The organism is Enterobacter sp. UPMP2052 (assembly GCF_053709675.1).
In genome coordinates, this window is sequence record NZ_JBSKJR010000001.1 from 1,284,761 (window position 1) to 1,306,312 (window position 21,552).

Annotated in this window: 22 protein-coding genes; 15 read left to right on the forward strand and 7 right to left on the reverse strand. The window is 54.8% G+C overall.

What is annotated here, in order from left to right; all coding sequences use genetic code 11:
- Positions 1-56 precede the first annotated feature (56 nt).
- On the forward strand, positions 57-743 hold the full coding sequence (locus ACWKX3_RS05890) for a GntR family transcriptional regulator (protein ID WP_102890973.1): 687 nt from the start codon (positions 57-59) through the stop codon (positions 741-743).
- Between the two features lie 34 nt (positions 744-777).
- On the opposite strand, the gene ACWKX3_RS05895 is transcribed toward ACWKX3_RS05890, so the two are convergent.
- On the reverse strand, positions 778-1,209 hold the full coding sequence (locus ACWKX3_RS05895) for a universal stress protein (RefSeq protein WP_006175043.1): 432 nt from the start codon (positions 1,207-1,209) through the stop codon (positions 778-780).
- 288 nt (positions 1,210-1,497) lie between these two features.
- Here ACWKX3_RS05895 and ydfZ point away from each other — a divergent pair, with 288 nt between their 5' ends.
- Positions 1,498-1,701 (forward strand): putative selenium delivery protein YdfZ, encoded by a 204-nt coding sequence (gene ydfZ, locus ACWKX3_RS05900; protein ID WP_006175042.1) that lies wholly within the window; start codon positions 1,498-1,500, stop codon positions 1,699-1,701.
- A 43-nt stretch (positions 1,702-1,744) separates the two neighbouring features.
- Here ydfZ and ACWKX3_RS05905 read toward each other — a convergent pair whose 3' ends face one another.
- From ACWKX3_RS05905 to ACWKX3_RS05925, 5 genes are all read right to left on the reverse strand, one after another.
- Positions 1,745-3,208: a mannitol dehydrogenase family protein gene (locus tag ACWKX3_RS05905; protein ID WP_454541448.1), complete on the reverse strand. Its 1,464-nt coding sequence runs from the start codon at positions 3,206-3,208 to the stop codon at positions 1,745-1,747.
- 221 nt (positions 3,209-3,429) lie between these two features.
- Positions 3,430-4,809: an MFS transporter gene (locus ACWKX3_RS05910; RefSeq protein ID WP_006175040.1), complete on the reverse strand. Its 1,380-nt coding sequence runs from the start codon at positions 4,807-4,809 to the stop codon at positions 3,430-3,432.
- A gap of 73 nt (positions 4,810-4,882) precedes the next feature.
- On the reverse strand, positions 4,883-5,902 hold the full coding sequence (locus ACWKX3_RS05915; RefSeq protein WP_454541449.1) for a Zn-dependent oxidoreductase: 1,020 nt from the start codon (positions 5,900-5,902) through the stop codon (positions 4,883-4,885).
- A 14-nt stretch (positions 5,903-5,916) separates the two neighbouring features.
- Positions 5,917-7,131: a starvation-sensing protein RspA gene (gene rspA / locus ACWKX3_RS05920; protein WP_006175038.1), complete on the reverse strand. Its 1,215-nt coding sequence runs from the start codon at positions 7,129-7,131 to the stop codon at positions 5,917-5,919.
- A 110-nt stretch (positions 7,132-7,241) separates the two neighbouring features.
- Entirely contained in the window at positions 7,242-7,568 is a 327-nt protein-coding gene (locus ACWKX3_RS05925) for a YnfA family protein (protein ID WP_058608883.1), read from the reverse strand.
- A gap of 153 nt (positions 7,569-7,721) precedes the next feature.
- Here ACWKX3_RS05925 and ACWKX3_RS05930 point away from each other — a divergent pair, with 153 nt between their 5' ends.
- Entirely contained in the window at positions 7,722-8,060 is a 339-nt protein-coding gene (locus ACWKX3_RS05930) for a DUF1283 family protein (protein ID WP_006175036.1), read from the forward strand.
- Positions 8,060-8,620: a spermidine N1-acetyltransferase gene (gene speG / locus ACWKX3_RS05935; RefSeq protein WP_153688443.1), complete on the forward strand. Its 561-nt coding sequence runs from the start codon at positions 8,060-8,062 to the stop codon at positions 8,618-8,620. Before ACWKX3_RS05930 ends, speG begins: the two co-directional genes overlap by 1 nt.
- 17 nt (positions 8,621-8,637) lie before the next feature.
- On the opposite strand, the gene ACWKX3_RS05940 is transcribed toward speG, so the two are convergent.
- Positions 8,638-9,384 (reverse strand): YnfC family lipoprotein, encoded by a 747-nt coding sequence (locus ACWKX3_RS05940; protein WP_265348779.1) that lies wholly within the window; start codon positions 9,382-9,384, stop codon positions 8,638-8,640.
- Positions 9,385-9,453: 69 nt separating this feature from the next.
- Here ACWKX3_RS05940 and ACWKX3_RS05945 point away from each other — a divergent pair, with 69 nt between their 5' ends.
- The 11 genes from ACWKX3_RS05945 to ACWKX3_RS05995 all read left to right on the forward strand — a co-directional run bounded on the left by ACWKX3_RS05945 (position 9,454) and on the right by ACWKX3_RS05995 (position 21,534).
- The gene (locus ACWKX3_RS05945) at positions 9,454-9,759 is read left to right on the forward strand and encodes a DUF1161 domain-containing protein (RefSeq protein WP_400407312.1); all 306 of its coding nucleotides are present in this window, start codon (positions 9,454-9,456) and stop codon (positions 9,757-9,759) included.
- A gap of 136 nt (positions 9,760-9,895) precedes the next feature.
- Positions 9,896-12,334, forward strand: coding sequence for a selenate/tellurate reductase subunit YnfE (ynfE, locus tag ACWKX3_RS05950; RefSeq protein WP_454541450.1), 2,439 nt, complete (start codon positions 9,896-9,898; stop codon positions 12,332-12,334).
- A 10-nt stretch (positions 12,335-12,344) separates the two neighbouring features.
- Positions 12,345-12,962 (forward strand): DMSO/selenate family reductase complex B subunit, encoded by a 618-nt coding sequence (locus ACWKX3_RS05955; RefSeq protein ID WP_006175031.1) that lies wholly within the window; start codon positions 12,345-12,347, stop codon positions 12,960-12,962.
- A 1-nt stretch (position 12,963) separates the two neighbouring features.
- Positions 12,964-13,818, forward strand: coding sequence for a dimethyl sulfoxide reductase anchor subunit family protein (locus ACWKX3_RS05960; protein ID WP_454541451.1), 855 nt, complete (start codon positions 12,964-12,966; stop codon positions 13,816-13,818).
- A 40-nt stretch (positions 13,819-13,858) separates the two neighbouring features.
- Positions 13,859-14,473, forward strand: a complete 615-nt coding sequence (gene dmsD / locus ACWKX3_RS05965) for a Tat proofreading chaperone DmsD (protein WP_102890978.1) — start codon at positions 13,859-13,861, stop codon at positions 14,471-14,473.
- A 200-nt stretch (positions 14,474-14,673) separates the two neighbouring features.
- Positions 14,674-15,123, forward strand: a complete 450-nt coding sequence (locus ACWKX3_RS05970; protein WP_454541452.1) for a cell envelope integrity TolA C-terminal domain-containing protein — start codon at positions 14,674-14,676, stop codon at positions 15,121-15,123.
- Between the two features lie 185 nt (positions 15,124-15,308).
- The gene (locus tag ACWKX3_RS05975) at positions 15,309-15,977 is read left to right on the forward strand and encodes an epoxyqueuosine reductase QueH (RefSeq protein WP_006175027.1); all 669 of its coding nucleotides are present in this window, start codon (positions 15,309-15,311) and stop codon (positions 15,975-15,977) included.
- 85 nt (positions 15,978-16,062) lie between these two features.
- Positions 16,063-16,566, forward strand: coding sequence for a DUF523 domain-containing protein (locus ACWKX3_RS05980; RefSeq protein ID WP_058608889.1), 504 nt, complete (start codon positions 16,063-16,065; stop codon positions 16,564-16,566).
- A 576-nt stretch (positions 16,567-17,142) separates the two neighbouring features.
- Complete coding sequence (locus tag ACWKX3_RS05985) at positions 17,143-18,867, forward strand: type I secretion system permease/ATPase (RefSeq protein WP_454541453.1); 1,725 nt, start codon at positions 17,143-17,145, stop codon at positions 18,865-18,867.
- Positions 18,860-20,173, forward strand: a complete 1,314-nt coding sequence (locus ACWKX3_RS05990; protein ID WP_454541454.1) for an HlyD family type I secretion periplasmic adaptor subunit — start codon at positions 18,860-18,862, stop codon at positions 20,171-20,173. The genes ACWKX3_RS05985 and ACWKX3_RS05990 overlap by 8 nt, the downstream gene beginning before the upstream one ends.
- On the forward strand, positions 20,173-21,534 hold the full coding sequence (locus ACWKX3_RS05995; RefSeq protein WP_454541455.1) for a TolC family outer membrane protein: 1,362 nt from the start codon (positions 20,173-20,175) through the stop codon (positions 21,532-21,534). Before ACWKX3_RS05990 ends, ACWKX3_RS05995 begins: the two co-directional genes overlap by 1 nt.
- Positions 21,535-21,552 lie beyond the last annotated feature (18 nt).

Below are 21,552 nucleotides of genomic sequence, written 5' to 3' on the forward strand. Positions count from 1 at the left end.
TGGCGGGCAAAAGAATGGTAGTCTAGTCAGGTTAACTCTCTGAGAAATCACAACACATGGCCGCTGAATCGCAACTCAACCCCACCCAGCCTGTTAACCAGCAAATTTATCGCATTTTACGACGTGATATCGTCCATTGCCTGATCCCGCCTGGCACTCCGCTGTCTGAAAAAGAGGTGTCGGTGCGTTTTGACGTTTCCCGTCAGCCGGTGCGTGAGGCGTTTATCAAGCTGGCTGAAAACGGCCTGATTCAGATCCGCCCCCAGCGCGGCAGCTATGTGAACAAAATTTCGCTTTCGCAGGTCCGTAACGGCTGTTTCGTCCGTCAGGCGATTGAGTGCGCGGTTGTGCGACGGGCGGCTACGCTGATCAACGAAAACCAGTGCTACCTGCTGGAGCAAAACCTGCATCAGCAGCGCATTGCGATTGATCGTAAACAGCTCAATGACTTTTTCCAGCTGGATGACGAGTTTCATCAGAAGCTGGCGCAAATCGCCGACTGTCAGCTAGCGTGGGATACCATCGAAAACATCAAAGCCACCATTGACCGCGTGCGTTACATGAGCCTTGACCATGTTTCGCCGCCGGAAATGCTGCTCCGACAGCACCATGATATTTTTAATGCGCTGGAAAAACGGGATTTGGAGGGTGTGGAAAATGCGATGACTCTGCACCTGCAGGAAATAAGTGAATCCGTGCAGCTTATTCGTCAGGAAAATAGCGACTGGTTCAGCGAAGAGTAATATTCGCCGCCCCCTTGCGGTTGCGGCGAGGTTGTTAGCGGACAACTAATACCGGGATGCTGGCGTAGCGCAGAATAGACTCTGCGTTGGAGCCGAGTAAATGGGTTGTGATGCTCGGGTTTTTCGAACCGATAACGATCACGTCATAATCCCCTTCTTTACTCATTTTAATAATTTCATCGCGCACGCTGCCAAAGCGCACTTTGCACTCAATTTTCTCCGGGTCGATATCAAACAAGCGCTTTAACGCCGTCATCTTTTTATCAGACTCGGTGGTCATGTACTCTTCAAACTTTTTAATATCCGCATTGAACCCGCGCAGTAACGAGCGGCCGCTGACAGGCAGGATATTAACCAGGGTGATTGAGGCACCTTCCGCTTTGGCGAGATTAGCCGCATGACGCACCGCTTTGTCACTCAAATCCATTTCAAACACATCAACAGGCATCAAAATCTTTTTGTACATAAGCCTGACTCCTTAATTCAGATGAAAGGGGTATTTCCTGTAACCAGAGTGCCATTCGCACTATAAACAAACCCTCAACGTTAACGTGGGTAAACTATCAGTTCGTGAAAACATTTGTCCGTTTTGTAAATAGCGGTTCAGAAGCGTCAACGCGGGCCGTAATAAAGAAAAAAGTGTGAGTTTGATCAAAAACAAAAACAATCGTTAAAGAGAGGCGTATTTATAGTGCCCGTAAATGGCGCGGTCTGAATAGCGCCGTAACGGATAGGTTAGAGAGGAGAAATTACCATGATGACATATGACCGTAACCGCAACGCAATCACCACCGGCAGCCGCGTAATGATTAACGGCACGGGCCGCACGGGGATTATTAAAGCGATCCACAGCACCGGGCTGGATGCTGCACAGGTGCGTCGCAGCAAAACGGTGGAAGTCGAAGGTTGTGACGGTAAATTTGAACCGATTGAACTGATTCGCCTGGGAATGCACTAACAGGCACAAAGCCATGCCGCCGCGAACGGCGGCATGTGAAGCATTAACCCTGCGCCGCGTATTGCGCCACCGTGGCCTTCGCCCCCTTCTGTAGCAGCATCTGGTACGCGTTCATTACCGCATCGACAAAAACAGCTTCCTGCGGCAGTTCTTTGCCAAAGATCGCCTCGATACCCAACAGCGCTTTCACGCGGCTCTCGCCTTCTGCACTGCTGTTTACCGCTGACTGGATCGCCGCCAGCTGCGGATCGCTTACCTCGATGGCATGACCCTGCTCGTCCACGCCGCCGACATAGCGCATCCAGCCCGCCACGCCCAATGCAAGCAGCGGGAAAGGCTGCTGATGGACCAGGTGCCAGCGCACGGAATCAAGCATACGCTGCGGGAGTTTCTGACTGCCGTCCATCGCAATTTGCCACGTGCGGTGACGCAGCGCCGGGTTGCTGTAACGCGCGATCAGCAGATCGGCGTAATGGCCTAAATCCACACCCTGCACTTTCAGCGTTGGGGCCTGCTCTTTCAGCATCAGCGCGTGAGCGGCTTTGCGGTAGTTCGCATCTTCCATGCAGTCGTTAATGTGCTGATAACCCGCCAGATAGCCGAGATAGGCCAGGAACGAGTGGCTGCCGTTAAGCATACGCAGCTTCATCTCTTCAAAAGGAATAACGTCTGATACCAGCTCAGCGCCGGCCTTTTCCCACTGTGGACGCCCGGCGACAAAGTTATCTTCCACCACCCACTGACGGAACGGCTCGCAGGCCACCCCAGCCGGATCGCGAACGCCAGTCAATTGTTCAATTTTATCCAGCGTCTCGGCCGTGACCGCCGGGACGATACGGTCGACCATGGTTGACGGGAAGGTAACATTGGCATCGATCCAGTCTGCCAGTTCAGCGTCGACGGCACGTGCGTAGGCGCAGGTAACGTTGCGCATCACATGACCATTTTCCGGCATGTTATCGCAGGACATGACGCTAAAGGCCGGCAGGCCGGCTGCCTTACGCCGCGCCAGCGCTTCAACCACAACGCCCGGTGCAGATTTTGGCTGATGGGGATTTTGCAGGTCCGCCACGATAAACGGATGATCGAGCATCAGTTGCCCGGTGGCAGGCGAATGGCAGTACCCTTTCTCGGTAATGGTGAGCGAAACAATCGCCACCTGCGGTTCGCACATCGCCGACAGGACAGCGTCCAGCCCATCAACTTGGGCATGCAGCGCCTTTTTCACCACCCCCACGACGCGGGAGGTCCAGGCGTCGGCAGACATTTCCGCCACGGTGTAGAGATGGTCCTGCGCGTTCAGATCGGCGATCTGCTGTTCACCGCCGATCAGGTTCACTTCACAGTATCCCCAGTCGCTGTCGTGTTCTGCGGCAAGAATGTCGGCGTAGACCGCCTGATGTGCGCGATGAAATGCGCCAAAGCCCAGGTGAACAATACGCGCGTTGAGGCGTTCACGATCGTACTGAGGCAGCGTGGCCTTCGCCTGTAATAACCGATTTTCCATGATTGTGACTCGTTAAATTAGAAAGCTAAGAACCGCTGCCGCTCCGGCAAGAGCGACAGCGCCTGCTGACTACACCAACTAGAATGGCAGTAGCGAGAAAAAAAGGACTGCCATCAACCATACTGATACGTCGATTTCAGATATTGATTTATATTAACTTTTTGCCATGTGGTGTGACATGAGCAATAAGTTGTGTGACATATCCCAAAACATATAAACCATTAACGCCGGGTGGAGAGTGCCCCGTATGCCGCACGCTCTTTCTGAGGCACTTCGGCAGCATCTTCAGCGTCGCTCAAATCACGGTCGCGCACTTCAGGCATCAGGAGCGCAGAGACCAGCCCAATCAGCGAGTAAACCACCAGCATCGCCACTATAGGCCACCAGGAGCCGGTCATGTTGCAGAAGATCCCTGCCAGCACCGGACCAAAGCCCACCGCGACCAGGCCGCCGGCTTCCTTCGAAATCGCCATGCGAGTAAAGCGGTTTCGCGAGCCAAACATTTCCGCCATGGTGATGTTCTCCAGGGCAAACAGCCCCAGCACCGCCACGTTGTGAATCACGATGATGGAGAGCATCAGCACGCCCGGGGCATAACTCTTGTCAACGATGATCGACAGCATCGGGTACGCCAGAACGATCGCCGAGATGTTGAGAATGATGTAAGGCAACCGGCGTCCCACCTTGTCCGATAGCCAGCCCAGCAGCGGAATGGAGATAAACCCGAGGATTGAACTGATCATCAGCGCATCGGTTGGGATGGCTTTATCAAACAGCAGCGTCTGCACCAGATAGCCCGCAAGGAACGTCTGGATCAGGCCTGAGTTGCCCGCCTGACCGAAACGCAGCCCGGTGGCCAGCCAGAACGATTTACTTCTGAACATCGCGCCCAGAGAGGTGTCCTGTACGGCCTGCGGTGCGGCAGCTTCTGCATCGTTCACTTTTTCGAATACCGGGCTTTCCTTGAGGTTCATTCGCAGCCAGATGGCAAAGATCATCACCACCACGCTTGCAAGGAACGGCACGCGCCAGCCCCAGGCAACCAGCTCTTCGCGGTCAAGCGCAAAGAACATCACCGCCCAAATCGCCGTCGCGCTCAGCGTGCCGCAGTTTGTGCCCATGGCCACCAGCGAGGAGATAATGCCGCGCTTTCCTTTCGGCGCGTACTCCGCCAGCATGGTCCCTGCCCCGGAGATTTCCGCCCCGGCGCCCAGGCCCTGAATGATACGCAGCGTGACCAGCAGCACCGGCGCGAAAATGCCAATCTGCGCGTAGGTCGGTAATACGCCAATTAAGGTGGTACAGATCCCCATCATGGTGATGGTGATAAACAGCACCTTTTTACGTCCGATGCTGTCGCCCATTCTGCCGAAGATAAAGGCGCCGACGATACGCGCGATATAGCCCGCGCCGTAGGTGCCCATTGCGAGGATCAGCGCCATCGCGGCGGACTGTTCCGGGAAGAAGATTTCATGGAACACCAGTGCGGCGCCCAGCGAGTAGAGCTGGAAATCCATAAACTCCAGCGCGGTGCCCAGCCAGCCGGAGACGGCGGCTTTTACCAGGTCGGACGTGGATCGTTGAGGTTGTGCTTGAGTCATAATGGCTATCTCTAAAAGGTAAGATGCGTACCACTCAGAGCCTGTCTGCGCAGGCTCTTAACCGCGTGAATTATTATTGGCCGAATGTGAGTAAGACTTTGCAGCACTGCCGCTGGTCTTTTTCAAACAGTTCGATTGCGTCTGTAACGTGGTGATAGTCAAAGGTATGGGTAACCAGTTTTTCAGGGTCGATAAGCCCTCTTTCCAGCCAGTCGATCACGACCGGGAATTTATTGGCATTCAGGCGCGAGGAAAATATCGACAGCTCTTTGCCGGTGATGCCCTGCTGAACAATCTGGCTCGGGTCGCTGGAAAAGCCCATCAGGACGATACGCGCCGCCGGAGAGGCCAGCGTAATGGCCTCCTGTAAAATCGACGGATGGCAGGCGGCATCAATAATTAACGTAGGTTTAATCCCCTTCTCTTCCAGCACAGCCTGCAGAGACTGTTCGCCATTATTGATGACCCAGTCCGCGCCGCTGCGTTGCGCCATCGCCAGCCGCTCGTCAATACGATCGACCACGATGACCTGTTTCACCTTATACACGCCCTTCAGCGCCTGAACGGTGACCAGCCCCATCGGACCTGCGCCGTAGATCAGCGCCACGTCCTGCTCGCCAGGGTTTGCCTGACCGGTGACGTTGGCCGCGATGGTAAACGGCTCGACCATCACCGCATGTTTATCAGGGATGGCATCCGGGATTGGCCATACGTTTTTGGCGGGCACCACGGCATATTCGCTAAAGCCGCCGTCGCGGTGAACGCCCAGCACCACCAACGAGGTGCAGACGTTAGGCTTGCCCACCGAGCACGGGTAGCAGTGGCCGCAGCTGATAACCGGGTCAACCGACACGCGCTGGCCAAGACGGGACGCTTCCACGTGCTCGCCGATGGCATCGATCACGCCAAAAAACTCGTGACCAATCACGCGCGGATATTTGGCGAACGGGTTATGCCCACGGTAGATGTGGCTGTCTGAGCCGCAAATGCCCGCCAGGGAGATTTTGACGCGCACTTCGCCTGCGGCAGGTACCGGGATCGGGCGCTCTTCAATCACCAGCGCGTCGGGCTGTTGGATCACTATGCTTTTCATCGTTCGCTCCTCGTTTACCAGTTCCACAGCGTGCCGTCTTCAAGACGCGCAACCGGCAGGTACGCCGGATCGTACGGGTATTTCGCTGCCAGCTTCTCGTCGAACTCAATGCCCAGCCCCGGCTTGTCGCCCGGATGCATGTAGCCGTTATCGAAGCGCCAGCTGTGCGGGAAGACTTCCAGCATTTGCTCGGAGTAGCCCATATATTCCTGTACGCCGAAGTTTGGCACCCACAGGTCGAAATGCAGCGCTGCGGCGTGACAAATCGGCGAGAGATCCGACGGGCCGTGCGAGCCGGTACGCACCTGGTAGAGCGAAGCAAAGTCCGCAATGCGACGCATACCGGTGATCCCGCCCGCATGGGTAATGGTGGTCCGGATGTAGTCGATCAATTGCTCTTCGATAAGCTGCTTGCAGTCCCAGATGCTGTTAAACACTTCGCCCACCGCAATCGGCGTGACCGTGTGCTGGCGGATCAGGCGGAAGCACTCCTGGTTCTCGGCAGGCGTCGGGTCTTCCATCCAGAACATGCGGTACGCTTCAATGCTTTTGCCAAAACGCGCCGCTTCAATCGGTGTGAGGCGGTGATGCATGTCGTGCAACAGATGCTCATTGAAGCCAAACCGGTTGCGCACGGCGTCAAACAGCTTCGGCGTGAAGTCGAGGTATTTCTCCGTGGACCACAGCTGCTCTTCCGGCCAGTCGCCTTTGGTGGCGGGTTCGTACGCCAGCCCCTTTCCTTTAGACATACCGTAGGTGGTTTTCATTCCCGGCACGCCGCACTGCACGCGGATCGCCTTGAAGCCCATCTCTTTATGGCGGGCGTAATCTTCCAGCACGTCGTCGATGGTGTGGCCCGTGGTGTGGCAGTAAACCATTACCCCTTCGCGCGATGCGCCGCCAAGAAGCTGGTACAACGGCATGTTAGCCGCTTTGGCTTTGATATCCCACAGTGCCATATCCACGGCCGAGATGGCAGACATGGTGACCGGTCCCCGACGCCAGTAAGCGCCTTTATAGAAGAACTGCCAGATATCTTCGATGCGGTGCGCATCGCGGCCAATCAGCTGCGGGCAAAGGTGATCTTTCAGGTAAGAGGCAACGGACAGCTCGCGTCCATTCAGCGTGGCATCGCCCAGGCCAACGATCCCCTCATCGGTGGTAATTTTTAGGGTGACGAAATTACGCCCCGGGCAGGTAACAAATACTTCAGCCCCGACAATCTTCATAATCCGGTTCCTTACATCGTTCGTTGTGATGCAGGAAATTTACGCAACTACACTACTACCATACAAGTATAATGATCATAAAATCAGCGAGCGATCACAAAAACAGGGCGCTAGCTGCGCCCCCAACCGGCGACGATGATCAGCATGCCGCACAGGGCAATCAGCGCGCCTGACCAGTCATACAGGCTTAATTTAACGCCATCCACCACGCGCAGCCACAACAGCGCGGTACACACGTAGACCCCACCGTAAGCGGCATACACGCGCCCGCTGGCGGCAGGATGTAGGGTGAGCAGCCAGACAAACAGCGCCAGCGCAATGCCCGCCGGGATCAACAGCGCTATAGTTCCCCCCTTCTTCAACCAAAGCCAGGGCAAGAAGCAGCCGATGATTTCACACAGCGCGGTGGCAAAAAAAAGCAGTGTCGTTTTGAGCATTTTTATCGTTCTGTGATGTTTGATTTAACCATCATACGCGATAATTAAATGACGTTTTCCATACCTGCTGTGCGGGTATGTCGCCAATTTGGTTTGGTGTAGAATTCGAACGGGTTATACTGCCTGTCTGCACCGCTATTCAAGGAACACGCTATGACTACTTTAAGCAAACGCCTTTGTCTGACCGCCCTGCTGGCGCTGTCAACGTGCGCAATGATCAATACGGCCTCCGCTGAAACCAGCAAACTCATCATCGAGTCTGGTGATAGCGCACAAAGCCGTCAGAACGCCGCCATGGACAAGGAACAATGGAATGACACCCGCAGTCTTCGTCAGAAGGTGAATAAACGCGCCGAGAAAGAGTGGGATAAAGAAGATGTTGCGTTTGATGCGCGTGATAAATGCCAGCAAAGCGCCAACACCAACGCCTACTGGGAGCCAAACACCCTGCGCTGTCTGGATCGCCGCACTGGCCGTGTGGTTGCACCCTAATGGCGGCAAGACATGACATCACGCTCCGCCCGCTGGAGCGTGAAGATCTGCGCTTTGTCCATCAGCTCGATAACAACGCGAGCGTGATGCGCTACTGGTTTGAAGAGCCTTACGAGGCGTTTGTCGAGCTGTCGGATCTGTACGACAAGCACATCCACGATCAGAGCGAGCGCCGTTTTGTCGTTGAGTGCGAAGGCGAGAAAGCCGGGCTGGTCGAGCTGGTTGAGATTAACCACGTTCACCGCCGGGCGGAATTTCAGATCATCATTTCCCCTGAACATCAGGGAAAAGGTCTCGCCTCCCGGGCGGCAAAGCTGGCCATGGATTACGGATTTAACGTCCTTAACCTCTACAAGCTGTATCTCATTGTTGATAAAGAGAACGAAAAAGCGATCCACATCTACCGCAAGCTTGGCTTTATGGTGGAAGGCGAGCTGATTCATGAGTTCTTTATTAACGGTGAATACCGCAACACCATCCGCATGTGTATCTTCCAGCATCAGCATCTGGCGGAACATAAAGCCTCAGGCTCGACCCTTCTGAAACCGACCGCGCAGTAAACTGCGCGGTTGTTCACTCAGTAATACTCAATCGTGTTTTTGATGGTGTATTTGCGCTCAACGGCGTTTTTTCCGCTGTCATTGGCAATCACCAGCTCGCAACTCACCGGATTATTGCGGCTGTCGTAGTCGCAGCTCTGCGTCACTTTACCCAGCGGCTTGTCATTGAGCAGGCTTACCGCCGTATAATCCATTCTTTTGCGCAGATCCTTCGACGGCGTCGACTGCACCGACAGATGCTGATCGCCCGATACGGTCGTTTTGCCCAGGGGGTAGCCATCCGCATCGTAACGATACTTCACTTCCATCTCTTTGCCGTGGGCCGCGACAACAAATCCGTTATCGTCGGTGTCCCAGGTCACGCCTGCGGAAGGCAGCTCCGCCAGCTGGCATTTCCCCTGCAGCTTGACCTTCTGCTGCTGGGTCTCGGCATCGACGTAATAGTTTGCATCGAGCACCAGCGCCACGCCGGTATTGGCCTCCAGATCGTGCAGCTCCAGGGTATCGAAGCAGCCTTCTTCCGACATCGTTCCGGTGACCCTTTTCGTCACCTCACCCTTGTCGTTGAACAAGGTCTGGGTAAAGTCTTTCACCGGGCCGCGCAGGGGATCAAAATCAAATTCATTTGAAAAACTCGCCATCTCCGGCGTAAAACTGAGCGGTGCGGAGTGGTCGTCACACCCTGCCAGCGCTGTCGCCAGAAGGGTTATCGCTACATATTTCTTCACATCATTTACCGATACAGAGAGATTATTCCCAATCATATTAGCAAATACAGTTGTTTACACGATCCCTGCTAAAATTAATCTACACACAGAGAAAAGGAGCTACAGATGAAACGGTTAACCTGGACTACCGCCCTGCTGCTGTTAAGTGCTTCACCGGCCGTACTGGCTGCACCGGATTCTTGCGAGCGCGTGAAAAGCGATATTCAGCAGAAAATCATTAACAACGGCGTGCCTGAATCAGGCTTTACGCTCAACATTGTTCCGAACGATCAGGCCGACCAGCCCGATGCACAGGTTGTTGGGCATTGTGCCAACGATACCTTTAAAATTTTGTACACCCGCACAAGCAGCGGTAGCTATCCCGTAAGTGGCGCGGGTACGCAGGAAAATGCACCGAGCGAGCCTCAGTAATTTTCTGCTTATCAATACCCTTTCCCTTGACGAGGATTAATATTTAATACCACCAAATAAGTAACATTCACCCCATCATTAGCCCGGTTGTAATCACGGGTGAAAATAATAGTTAATTACAATGATGGGGTGAGTCATGTCTGATGTTGAACATCACGGCGGAATTAGCCGCCGAACTCTGGTGAAATCTACGGCAATAGGATCGCTGGCGCTTGCCGCCGGTGGGCTATCGCTGCCATTTGGTCTGAAGCGTGCCGCCGCCGCGGTACAAAACGCCGTCACGCCTGCTGACGATAAGGTCGTCTGGGGGGCCTGCTCGGTTAACTGCGGAAGCCGCTGCGCTCTGCGCCTGCACGTTCGCGACGACGAAGTGTACTGGGTCGAAACGGATAACACCGGCGACGACGTGTATGGCAATCACCAGGTTCGCGCCTGTCTGCGCGGGCGTTCGATCCGTCGTCGAATCAATCACCCCGATCGTCTGAATTACCCGATGAAGCGCGTCGGTAAGCGCGGTGAAGGCAAGTTTGAGCGCATCAGCTGGGACGAAGCGCTGAATACCATCACCGACAGCCTCAAACACGTCGTGGAAAAGTACGGCAACGAAGCGGTCTACATTAATTACTCCTCCGGGATTGTCGGCGGCAATATTACCCGCTCCTCCCCTTACGCCTCGCTGGTGGCGCGCTTGATGAACTGCTACGGCGGTTTTCTCAGCCACTATGGCACGTACAGCACGGCGCAAATCGCCTGCGCGATGCCGTACACCTACGGCAGTAACGACGGCAACAGCACCTCGGACATTGAGAACACCAAACTGGTGGTCATGTTCGGCAACAATCCGGCCGAAACGCGCATGAGCGGCGGCGGGATCACGTACTATCTTGAGCAGGCCCGCGAGCGTTCAAACGCCCGCATGATCGTGATTGACCCGCGTTACACCGACACTGCCGCCGGACGCGAAGATGAGTGGATCCCCATCCGTCCAGGTACCGACGCCGCGCTGGTGGCCGGTCTAGCGTGGGTATTAATCAATGAAAACCTCGTCGACCAGCCCTTCCTCGATAACTATTGCGTCGGCTACGATGAAAAAACGCTGCCGGAAGGCGCACCTGCCAACGGCCATTACAAAGCCTATATTCTCGGTCAGGGCGACGATAAAACGGCGAAAACGCCTGAGTGGGCGTCGCGCATCACCGGCATTCCTGCGGACCGTATCATTAAGCTTGCCCGGGAAATTGGCGCGGCGAAACCGGCCTATATTTGCCAGGGCTGGGGGCCACAGCGTCAGGCTAACGGCGAGCTGACGTCACGCGCGATCGCGATGCTGCCGATTTTGACCGGTAACGTCGGCATTAACGGCGGCAACAGCGGTGCCCGTGAATCGACTTACACCATCACCATCGAACGTATGCCGTTGCCGGATAACCCGGTGAAGACGCAGATCTCCTGCTTTAGCTGGACGGATGCGATTGCCCGAGGCCCGGAGATGACCGCCCTGCGCGACGGCGTGCGCGGCAAAGATAAGCTGGATGTCCCGATCAAATTCATCTGGAACTATGCCGGCAATACCATCATCAACCAGCACTCGGACATCAACAAAACCCACGACATTTTGCAGGATGAAAGTAAATGCGAAACGATCGTGGTCATCGACAACTTTATGACCTCGTCCGCGAACTACGCGGATATTCTCCTCCCCGACCTGATGACCGTAGAGCAGGAAGATATTATTCCTAACGACTATGCGGGCAACATGGGGTATCTGATTTTCCTTCAGCCCGTCACCGCACCGAAGTTTGAGCGCAAGCCTATCTACTGGATCATGAGTGAAGTGGCGAAACGCCTCGGGCCGGATATTCATCAACGCTTTACCGAAGGCCGCACCCAGGAGCAGTGGCTGCAGTATCTGTATGCGAAAATGCTCGAAAAAGATCCGCTGCTGCCGTCCTACGACGCGCTGAAAAAAATGGGGATCTACAAACGCAAAGATCCGGCGGGACACTTTGTGGCCTATAAAAAATTCCGCGAAGATCCGCAGGCAAACCCGCTCAAAACGCCGTCAGGAAAAATCGAAATTTACTCCAGCGCGCTGGCAACTATCGCCAGTACATGGGAGCTGGGCAAGGATGAAACCATCAGCCCGCTTCCGGTGTATGCCTCGACGTTTGAGGGGTGGGACGCCCCTGAGCGCAGCACCTACCCGCTTCAGCTGTTCGGCTTCCACTTCAAGGCGCGCACCCACTCCAGCTACGGCAACGTGGATATCCTGCAGGCCGCCTGCCGTCAGGAGGTGTGGCTGAACCCTGTCGATGCCCGCCAGCGCGGCATTAAGAACGGCGACATGGTTCGCGTGTTCAATGCGCGCGGCGAGTTGCGCATTCCGGCCAAGGTTACGCCAAGGATCATGCCGGGCGTGAGCGCTATGGGCCAGGGAGCCTGGCATGATGCCAACATGAACGGCGATCGCGTTGACCATGGTTCGTGCATCAACACCTTGACCACGCACCGCCCGTCGCCGCTGGCAAAAGGCAACCCGCAGCACACCAATCTGGTGCAGATCGAGAAGGCGTAAGGAGTAAGCGATGACAACTCAGTATGGATTTTATATTGACTCCAGCCGCTGCACCGGGTGCAAAACCTGCGAGCTGGCCTGTAAAGACTACAAAAACCTCACCCCGGACGTCAGCTTCCGCCGTATCTACGAATACGCGGGCGGCGACTGGCAGGAGGATAACGGCGTCTGGCACCAGAATGTGTTTGCCTACTATCTGTCGATTGCCTGTAACCACTGCGAAGATCCGGCGTGCACCAAGGTCTGCCCGAGCGGCGCGATGCACAAGCGTGAGGACGGTTTTGTGGTGGTGGATGAAGATGTCTGCATCGGCTGCCGCTACTGCCACATGGCCTGCCCGTACGGCGCACCGCAGTATAACGCCGCCAAAGGCCACATGACCAAGTGCGACGGCTGCCACACCCGCGTGGCGGACGGCAAAAAGCCGATCTGCGTTGAGTCCTGTCCGCTGCGCGCGCTGGACTTTGGCCCGATTGAGGAGCTGCGTAAAAAGCACGGCCAGCTGGCGGCGGTTGCGCCGCTGCCGTCCGCGCACTTCACGAAGCCGAGCATTGTGATTAAACCTAACGCCAACAGCCGCCCGACCGGGGATACCACGGGCTATCTGGCAAACCCGAAGGAGGTGTGAGATGGGAAGTGGATGGCATGAATGGCCGCTGGTGATCTTCACCGTGTTCGGGCAGTGCGTGGTCGGGGCGTTGATCGTCTGCGGTTTGACCTGGTTTACGGAAAAAGACGAGGCGGTGAAGGCGCGGATTGTCCGCAGCATGTTCTTTCTCTGGGTGGTGATGGGGATCGGCTTTATGGCCTCAGTGCTCCATCTTGGCTCCCCCCTTCGCGCCTTTAACTCTTTGAACCGCATCGGTGCCTCGGGTCTGAGCAACGAGATTGCCGCCGGTTCAGTATTCTTTGCGGTGGGCGGTTTCTGGTGGCTGATATCGGTGACAGGTAAAATGCCGCCTTCGCTTGGCAAGGTATGGATGATCGTGAGTCAGATCCTGGGCGTGGTGTTCGTCTGGGCGATGACCCGCGTCTATCAGATTGAAACTGTCCCCACCTGGTATACGAGCTACACCACGCTGGCCTTTTTCCTGACCGCTGCGCTGGGTGGCCCTCTGCTGGCGGCGCTGTTACTGCGCACTGCCGGAGCACCGTTTAGAGGCACTGTTTTCGCCTCGGTGAGCGTGCTCGCGCTAGTGGCGAGCGTCGCGGTTATCGTCATGCAGACCGCTGATGTAGCGATGATTCACAGCTCCGTTCAGCAGGCAAGCGCCCTGCTGCCGGACTATGGTTCGCTGCAAACCACACGTATTGTGCTGGTCGCAGCCGGGTTAGGCTGCTGGCTCTGCCCGCTGGTTCGTCGTCAGACGCCACGAACCTTCGGTCTTTTTGCAGGCGTCATCCTGGTTGTTCTCGGCGAGTTGCTGGGTCGTGGGTTATTCTATGGTCTGCACATGACCGTCGGTATGGCGATTGCGGGTTAATAAGCGTGCGGGGCAACCCGCACGAGAAAGGAATGTTGTAATGAATGAAGTTTCTGAGAACGACGCGTTCGCGTTTAGCGCCCGAGTATTAGGCGCACTGTTTTATTTTGCCCCGAACAGCGAGCAGATTGCGCCGCTGGTGGAGGCCATCGCTGCAGGTGACTGGTACCAGGCCTGGCCGCTGGATCAGGAGACCCTGCTGCCCATCGCCGAGGCGTTTAATACGCCTGCGGATGAGTCACTCCCTGAAGCCTGGCAACGCCTGTTCGTCGGGCCGTACGCACTGCCCGCGCCACCGTGGGGCTCCGTCTGGCTGGATCGTGAATCTGTGCTGTTTGGGGATTCCACTCTCGCGCTGCGCCAGTGGATGCGCGATAACAACATCCATTTTGAGATGCAGCAAAACGAACCGGAAGACCACTTCGGCACGTTGCTGCTGCTGGCCGCATGGCTTGTAGAAAATGGCCGCGAGGCGGAACGCGATCAGCTTCTCGCCTGGCACTTGCTGCCGTGGAGCACGCGCTTTTTGTCTGAGTTTGTCGAAAATGCAGGACATCCCTTCTATATCGCGCTGGGTAGACTCGCGCAACTGACCCTGGCAGACTGGCAGTCAAGGTTGCTTATTCCGGTGGCGGATAAGCCGCTTTACCGCTAATAAGCACCAGGCTTGCTTGATGTGGAGTAAGCCTGGTTTCCCTGATATTGTAGCTCTTGGGCTATCCATATGCGTGTAAGCCGATGATATTTAGTAATAAACCGCAGTTTTTTGTCCCGTCTATACAGAACGCTCACCCGAAACATCCAATTTATAGAGATAATTGGTAGTTGAAAAGATACCAGTAATGACCGGAAAATATGCCACTAGTGCTGGGGTTTATAAGGCTTGAGGGACAAGAAGTGGGAGTTTCTGAAACAGTACAAAAATCTGTTATGCTGCTCATTATTGCGAGCCTGACCGCGGGATGCGCGCCGTTACATCCTTCCGGATGCCATAAAACCACAGCTACGGGTATTTGCAGTTCAGGACGCTGGGATGACCAGGATGAATGGGGCGCGCAAGCGCGGGCAATCAGGGCAGCAGTAAATGCCAAACTTGATGGGTCGCAAAACTGGAAAGGGAAAAAATGCAGGTTGCATATTGAATTTGCTCAAGATGGTAAACCTTTAAAAATATCAACAAGCGACGGCAACAAAGCCTATTGCGAAGCGATTGAATCAGCAGCTCATAAAGCCAAATTCCCGGCCTTCAGCAACCCGGAAGTCTATAGAGATTTCCAAAAATCCGGCTTCAATATGCGCGGTTAGCATCATAATAACCCTCTGCAATGCTTATATCTTCCTCCGTACAGTAATTCCTGCGAATAAGCTTCCTAATAGCGCCTATGAAGGTTAAACGCCGTATCAGACGTTCCTGATACTTATCGCGTTTCTTCCAACACCCTTTTAAATGCTACAATTTTCGCAAGTATCCTTTGCTGAAAAAATGACTTATGGCCCTTGATAAATTTGAACGACCAAAACTACAACTCCCTGACGGTGCAGATAAATTGTTGTTGCACTCGTGCTGCGCCCCCTGTTCCGGGGAGGTCATGGAGGCCATTCAGGCGTCGGGCATTGATTACACCATTTACTTCTACAATCCGAATATACATCCGCAGAAAGAGTATCTCATCCGAAAGGAGGAGAATATTCGCTTCGCCGAGAAACATGGCGTCCCTTTTGTCGATGCAGATTATGACACTGACAACTGGTTTGAACGCGCGAAAGGCATGGAGTGGGAGCCGGAGCGCGGCGTTCGATGCACCATGTGTTTTGATATGCGTTTTGAGCGCACGGCTCTCTATGCGGCGGAACATGGTTTCAGCGTAATAAGTAGCTCGCTTGGGATTTCCCGCTGGAAGAATATGCAACAGATCAATGACTGCGGACAACGTGCTGCTGCCCGTTACCCGGGAATGGTGTACTGGGATTATAACTGGCGTAAGCAAGGCGGATCATCGCGCATGATTGAGATCAGCAAGCGCGAACAGTTTTACCAGCAGGAGTATTGTGGTTGCGTCTATTCACTGCGTGATACCAACATGCACCGTAAATCGCAGGGCAGACCATTGATTAAACTCGGACAACTCTATTACGGAAAAGAGGACGAAGGGAAATAAGCTCTGCCCACACTAAGCTGAAAAAGCCCCTTTTTTCAGCTTTACGTTCTGTTGCTGTATGACTCCTCTCAAAACCAAAAAAACGATGAAAAACAAAATCCTCGTAAGTGCCTGCCTGATGGGTTTCCGGGTTCGTTATAACGGAAGTGATAAAGCAAGGGTGATCGCTCAGTTATCTCAGTGGCAACAGGAACAACGCTTAGTGATCCACTGTCCTGAACTGGCCGCCGGGCTGCCTGTTCCTCGTCCACCAGCTGAAATTCAGTTAGCGGACGGTCACGATGTCATGCACGGCCACGGCAGAATAGTTGAGAATACCGGACAGGATGTTACCGAACACTATCAGCTCGCTGCGTGGCTGGCCCTGCGGGCAGCCCAGGAATCAGGATGTTGCGCCGCATTGTTAACTGACGGCAGTCCGACGTGCGGGAGCCAGACTATCTATGACGGTTCGTTTAACAATACCCGCAAACCCGGTATGGGAGTCGCGGCATCACTGCTTTCCGAACACGGTATCGCGGTATTCTCTGAAGCTCAGGTGGCAGAGCTGGTGCAGTGGATTGAAGAAAGAGACGGACACACCTCCTGAATTGAGCTATTCCGCTTCGTGCCGGAAGCGGACATTTTTGAAGCCAGCCGTGTCATTACGCGTATGCTTTATTTATTACTCCTCTCGCTTCAATTTTCAGAATAATATCCTCAGCGTTTCGCCCTGCCCGGAAAATGGTTAACGCCACGCATAAGCTAAGTCTTAAAAAGTTTTTACAGGCGCGCATAACAAAAGGCGTAACTGCCCGCTCAGGATATTCACTGTCATTATTAGACAGAGTTAAGTAATCAGAATTTTACATGAAGCGCCTATATTTATTATTGTTTGTTGCGATCCTGATGACGATGGTTTATACATAATCCCCGTAAGCCTGCATTGGGTTTACGCGAGGCAAATGAACGCCTTGCGGCAGGCGGGCAACCTATCAGCACACATAGCTTTTCCTTTACTATTTATAGGGTTACATCTTTATAAGCTTGTAATTCACTCAATGTGGTCATTTATCCCGCGCAATGTAGGTATGGCCTGATATTAATTGTTAATTTTTTGTTTTTCTTTTTAATGACGCGCATATTCATCCCCGGGTCGTGCCGGAACAACGCCAGAGTCTAAAAAATGAATGAACCCTTGGGGATATTTAAGAATTTTACACATCAGCGCACGCGGATATTCCTCACCGTTGCTTTTTTCTCATCAGTAATAAATATTCTGATGCTTACGCCTTCCATCTATATGTTGCAGGTATACGATCGGGCATTGCCCTCCGGGAATACGGCAACCCTGTTTATGCTGACGCTACTGGTGGTATTTTTGTTTGCCATTATGGCACTCATGGATTATGTCAGGGGCATCGTCATTATCAGGTTAGGTAATCAGTTTGATAACGCCCTTTCGCCAGCACTCTACACCGCTGCATGCGAAAAAAATCGGGTGAAGCGCAGCCCGAACGCCGGCCAGGCCATCAGCGATCTGACGACCTTACGCCAGTTTATTACCGGCCCGGCGCTATTTGCGATTTTTGATTCAGTCTGGTTTCCCGTCTATGTCGGCGTCATTTTTCTGTTTAACACCTGGCTTGGCCTGTTTTCGCTTGCAGGGGCTTTTCTTCTGTTGGGCCTGGCGTTTATTAACGAAAAAATGACCCGTACGCTGTTAAACGAAGCGGGTAGCCATGCGCTATTTTCTAACCATCAGGCAAACAGCACCCTACAAAATGCCGAGATCCTGCTGGCGCTGGGGATGACGGATAACGTTAAAACCCGCTGGTGGCGGGCGCATCAACAGTTCCTGTATTGCCAGGGCGCAGCGAGCGAACGGGCTGCGCTGATGTCTGCCATCACCAAAACGGTGCGCATGGCGCTGCAGTCCCTGATGCTGGGACTGGGCTGCTGGCTGGCGATTCTGGGTGACATTTCACCGGGAATGATGATTGCAGGCTCCATTTTACTGGGTAGAGCGCTGGCTCCGGTTGAACAACTCATCGGCGTGGCGCGGGGATATCGGTCTGCCCGACAGGCCTGGGAACGCGTGTCTTGTCTGATCCGCGACTATCCTCCGGTGCAGGAGAGTGTGTGCCTGCCTGCGGCCCAGGGCGTTCTTACGGTGGAGAACCTGACCGTCAGCGCACCCGGAAATGCGCAGCCCCCCCTTCTACACGCTATCAATCTCCAGGTACAACCCGGGGAAGTGCTGGGTATTGTGGGGGCCAGTGCATCGGGAAAATCCTGTCTTGCCAGAGTGTTATGCGGCGTCTGGCCTGCCGGTGAAGGCGATGTCAGGCTGGATGGCGCTGATATTTACCACTGGCAGAAGCAACACGCCGGGCCAGGGATAGGCTATCTGCCGCAGGACGTGTCGCTGTTCACCGGCACCATCGCCGAGAATATTGCGCGTTTTGGCGAGATCGATTCACCTCTGCTCATCGCCACCGCAAAGCTGGCAGGTGTACATGAGATGATTTTGCGCATGCCCGACGGCTACAACACCCTGATTGGCGAACAGGGTACGACCCTTTCGGGCGGGCAAAAGCAGCGCATTGGCCTGGCGCGGGCGCTCTATGGCAATCCCGCGCTGGTGATACTGGATGAGCCTAACGCCAGCCTTGATGAACAGGGTGAGCTGGCCTTGCAGCAGGTCATCCGCCAGCTCAGTCAGCAGAAAAAAACGGTGGTGATCATCTCGCATCGGCCTGGGATCCTCCCCCTCACCAGCCACCTTCTGGTTCTGGAAGGCGGAAAACAAAAGCTTTACGGCCCGACATCACAACTCTTACAGCACGCAGCCCGACCGGCGAATCAGCCGAAAACCGCGCCTGCAGGACAAGGAAAAGCCCATGCATAACCGCGAAGCGCTGTTGACGCCAGCCGTTAACGTTAACCCGTTTGTCCGCCTTGGCTGGACGGTATTACTGGCCGGTCTGGGCACTTTCCTGCTCTGGGCTGCCCTGGCACCGCTGGACAAAGGCGTGGTTGCCTCCGGGACGGTGATGGTTGACGGATACCGTAAGGCCATTCAGGCCCCTACTGGCGGCATGGTGAAGCACATCGCCGTCAAAGAGGGCCAGACGGTACACAAGGGCGATCTTCTGGTGCTGCTGAGCCAGCGATCGACGCTTGCGCAACTGAGCGCCGCCCGCCTGCATTACCTGACGGCCCTTATCGCGCAATGCCGCCTCCAGGCAGAACTGGGCGGTGTCAGCGAGCTGCAACTACCGCCTGAAGCGCAACAAGAGGCGCTGAAAGAGGTCATCCGACCCATTATTGTTCAGCAACGCCAGCTCATGACGGCAAGGAAGGAGGCGCTGGAAAGCGCGCAGCAAAACGACGCGCAGGCCATCGCCGGGCTGGAGCGCCAGCGCGATGCGCTTGTCCGAACTGCCGAGACCAAAGCAAGCGGGCTCGCGCTGCTTAATCGTCAACTGAAAGACCTTAAGCCGCTGATGGCCGAGGGCTATTTCCCGCGTAACCGCTATCTCGACATTCAGGTGCAATCTGCATCGCTGGCAGGCGATTTGGGCGAAACCCGTAGCCGAATCGTGGAGTCAGGCAATCAGATCGCACAGCTTCAACGCAGCATGCAGCAGCGCCTGGCCGACAACCGGAAAGAGATTGAAACCCAGCTTGACCAGCTGCGCCTGCAAATCAGCGAGAGTAAAAAACAGCTGACGCTGTCGGATGTCGATCTCTCGCAGACCCGGGTCGTTGCCCCGCAGGATGGGGTTGTCATGAACCTCGCGCTTGCCAGCGAAAGCGCCGTTGTGAGCGCCGGGGAGCAGCTGCTGGAGCTGGTGCCGCAATCCTCTTCTCTGATTGTCGACTCACAGCTCGATGTCTCGCTCATCGATAAAGTCCACAAGGGTATGCCCGTCACCCTGATGTTCACCGCCTTTAATCAGCAAAAGACGCCTAAAATTCCGGCCCAGGTGTCGCTGGTATCAGCGGACCGTCAGACCGATCCCGCCACACAAAAACCCTATTACAAAATTCAGATAACGGTTTCACCCGACGGCATGAAAACACTGCAAAAAGAAGATGTTAAACCCGGCATGCCCGTCGAGGTATTTATCAAAGCCGGGGAGCGCTCGCTGTTGAGCTATCTGATGAAACCGATCCTGGATCGTGCGTCGCAGTCTTTTATAGAGGAATAATGGTGTTCACTGGCAAATTAAAACGCGCTTTAGCGCTTATCGCGCTGCTTACGCCGTTTTCAACAGGCGCATTAACCCTTTCGCAGGGCTGGTTTATGGCGCTGGACAACGACCCCCAGTATCTGGCTGCGGTTAAGGATCAGCTTGCCGGGGAAGAGTACATCCCCATAGGCCGGGCAGGTTTGCTGCCAAAACTGAGCGTCAGCTACCAGCGCGCGCCGCGTAACTGGCAACGACAGCAGTATCAGCAGTCAAATTTTTTGGGCGAGCGCACAGAGGTGGTTCAACACCAACAGTACGACAGCTATTCCGGATCGCTGACCCTGTTTCAGCCGTTATTTGATTACGACGCTTATGCCAGCTATCGCATCGGCATCATCAAAAAAATGCAGTCTGACGAACGCTACCGAAGCAGTCTGGTTGATCTGCAAAACCGTTACATCACGGCCTGGCTGGACGTTGCCGAGGCGTCCCAGCGGTTGCAGCTTGCGGTGTTGCATCGTCAGGGACTCGAAGAGCAGCAAAAGCAGACACAGCGCCAGTTTGAGTCCGGTGAAGGTTCGATTACCGACGTCACCGAGACCCGGTCGGCGCTCAGTCTGGCGGTTGCTGATGAGGTAGAAGCGCGCGATGCGCTGGATACAGCCACCGTTGCGCTTTCGGCAATCGTGGGCATCAGCCTGCCTGGCACCGCCGCGCTGCCCACCCTCAGCAAAAAGCCGCTGGAGCTGCCGCTGGCATCCACCCGCTATCAGTACTGGGAGCAAAAGGCCGCCCTGCATAATCCCGAGATCCTCTCTGCCGGGCAGAGTGTCGAGGAAAAACGCTATGAGATCGAGCGTAGCCGAGCGGGTGCCCTGCCCCGGGTTCAGCTTTACGCGTTGCATTCGGAGAATGACTCAAGCAACGACAACACCATTAATCAAAAATACCGTACCGACAGCGTTGGCCTGCGCGTCAGCATGGATCTGTTTTCCGGTGGAGGCGTGTCAGCGTCTGTCCGGCAGGCTGCTGCCCGCTATGAGCAGGCCAAATACCTTCACGACGCGCAGCGCCTGAAAACCTACAGCGAAATTAAAAAATCCTTGAATAAATGCCTGCATGCGCCAGAACGGATTGCGGCCTATACCTCGGCGGTGGAGGCCGCGAGACGACAGATTGACGCCACTAAAAAAAGTATTCAGGCGGGCCAGCGCATGAATATCGATTTACTTAACGCCGAACAGGCGTTCTATAAAACCAACGTTGAGCTTACTGCTGAAAAACATGCTGTCATAAAAGCATGGGTCAGTTTGCTCGCGCAGTCGGGCGAAATAAACAATGACAACGTCATGTTACTGGACACCTATTTCGCTCAATAATTGTAAAATAAAACAGAG

Bases quoted from the DNA above. Each gene is read 5' to 3' on its own strand.
- ACWKX3_RS05890 (WP_102890973.1), top strand. From the start codon at position 57: ATGGCCGCTGAATCGCAACTCAACCCCACCCAGCCTGTTAACCAGCAA.
- ACWKX3_RS05895 (WP_006175043.1), bottom strand. From the start codon at position 1,209: ATGTACAAAAAGATTTTGATGCCTGTTGATGTGTTTGAAATGGATTTG.
- ydfZ (WP_006175042.1), top strand. From the start codon at position 1,498: ATGATGACATATGACCGTAACCGCAACGCAATCACCACCGGCAGCCGC.
- ACWKX3_RS05905 (WP_454541448.1), bottom strand. From the start codon at position 3,208: ATGGAAAATCGGTTATTACAGGCGAAGGCCACGCTGCCTCAGTACGAT.
- ACWKX3_RS05910 (WP_006175040.1), bottom strand. From the start codon at position 4,809: ATGACTCAAGCACAACCTCAACGATCCACGTCCGACCTGGTAAAAGCC.
- ACWKX3_RS05915 (WP_454541449.1), bottom strand. From the start codon at position 5,902: ATGAAAAGCATAGTGATCCAACAGCCCGACGCGCTGGTGATTGAAGAG.
- rspA (WP_006175038.1), bottom strand. From the start codon at position 7,131: ATGAAGATTGTCGGGGCTGAAGTATTTGTTACCTGCCCGGGGCGTAAT.
- ACWKX3_RS05925 (WP_058608883.1), bottom strand. From the start codon at position 7,568: ATGCTCAAAACGACACTGCTTTTTTTTGCCACCGCGCTGTGTGAAATC.
- ACWKX3_RS05930 (WP_006175036.1), top strand. From the start codon at position 7,722: ATGACTACTTTAAGCAAACGCCTTTGTCTGACCGCCCTGCTGGCGCTG.
- speG (WP_153688443.1), top strand. From the start codon at position 8,060: ATGGCGGCAAGACATGACATCACGCTCCGCCCGCTGGAGCGTGAAGAT.
- ACWKX3_RS05940 (WP_265348779.1), bottom strand. From the start codon at position 9,384: ATGATTGGGAATAATCTCTCTGTATCGGTAAATGATGTGAAGAAATAT.
- ACWKX3_RS05945 (WP_400407312.1), top strand. From the start codon at position 9,454: ATGAAACGGTTAACCTGGACTACCGCCCTGCTGCTGTTAAGTGCTTCA.
- ynfE (WP_454541450.1), top strand. From the start codon at position 9,896: ATGTCTGATGTTGAACATCACGGCGGAATTAGCCGCCGAACTCTGGTG.
- ACWKX3_RS05955 (WP_006175031.1), top strand. From the start codon at position 12,345: ATGACAACTCAGTATGGATTTTATATTGACTCCAGCCGCTGCACCGGG.
- ACWKX3_RS05960 (WP_454541451.1), top strand. From the start codon at position 12,964: ATGGGAAGTGGATGGCATGAATGGCCGCTGGTGATCTTCACCGTGTTC.
- dmsD (WP_102890978.1), top strand. From the start codon at position 13,859: ATGAATGAAGTTTCTGAGAACGACGCGTTCGCGTTTAGCGCCCGAGTA.
- ACWKX3_RS05970 (WP_454541452.1), top strand. From the start codon at position 14,674: ATGCCACTAGTGCTGGGGTTTATAAGGCTTGAGGGACAAGAAGTGGGA.
- ACWKX3_RS05975 (WP_006175027.1), top strand. From the start codon at position 15,309: ATGGCCCTTGATAAATTTGAACGACCAAAACTACAACTCCCTGACGGT.
- ACWKX3_RS05980 (WP_058608889.1), top strand. From the start codon at position 16,063: ATGAAAAACAAAATCCTCGTAAGTGCCTGCCTGATGGGTTTCCGGGTT.
- ACWKX3_RS05985 (WP_454541453.1), top strand. From the start codon at position 17,143: ATGAATGAACCCTTGGGGATATTTAAGAATTTTACACATCAGCGCACG.
- ACWKX3_RS05990 (WP_454541454.1), top strand. From the start codon at position 18,860: ATGCATAACCGCGAAGCGCTGTTGACGCCAGCCGTTAACGTTAACCCG.
- ACWKX3_RS05995 (WP_454541455.1), top strand. From the start codon at position 20,173: ATGGTGTTCACTGGCAAATTAAAACGCGCTTTAGCGCTTATCGCGCTG.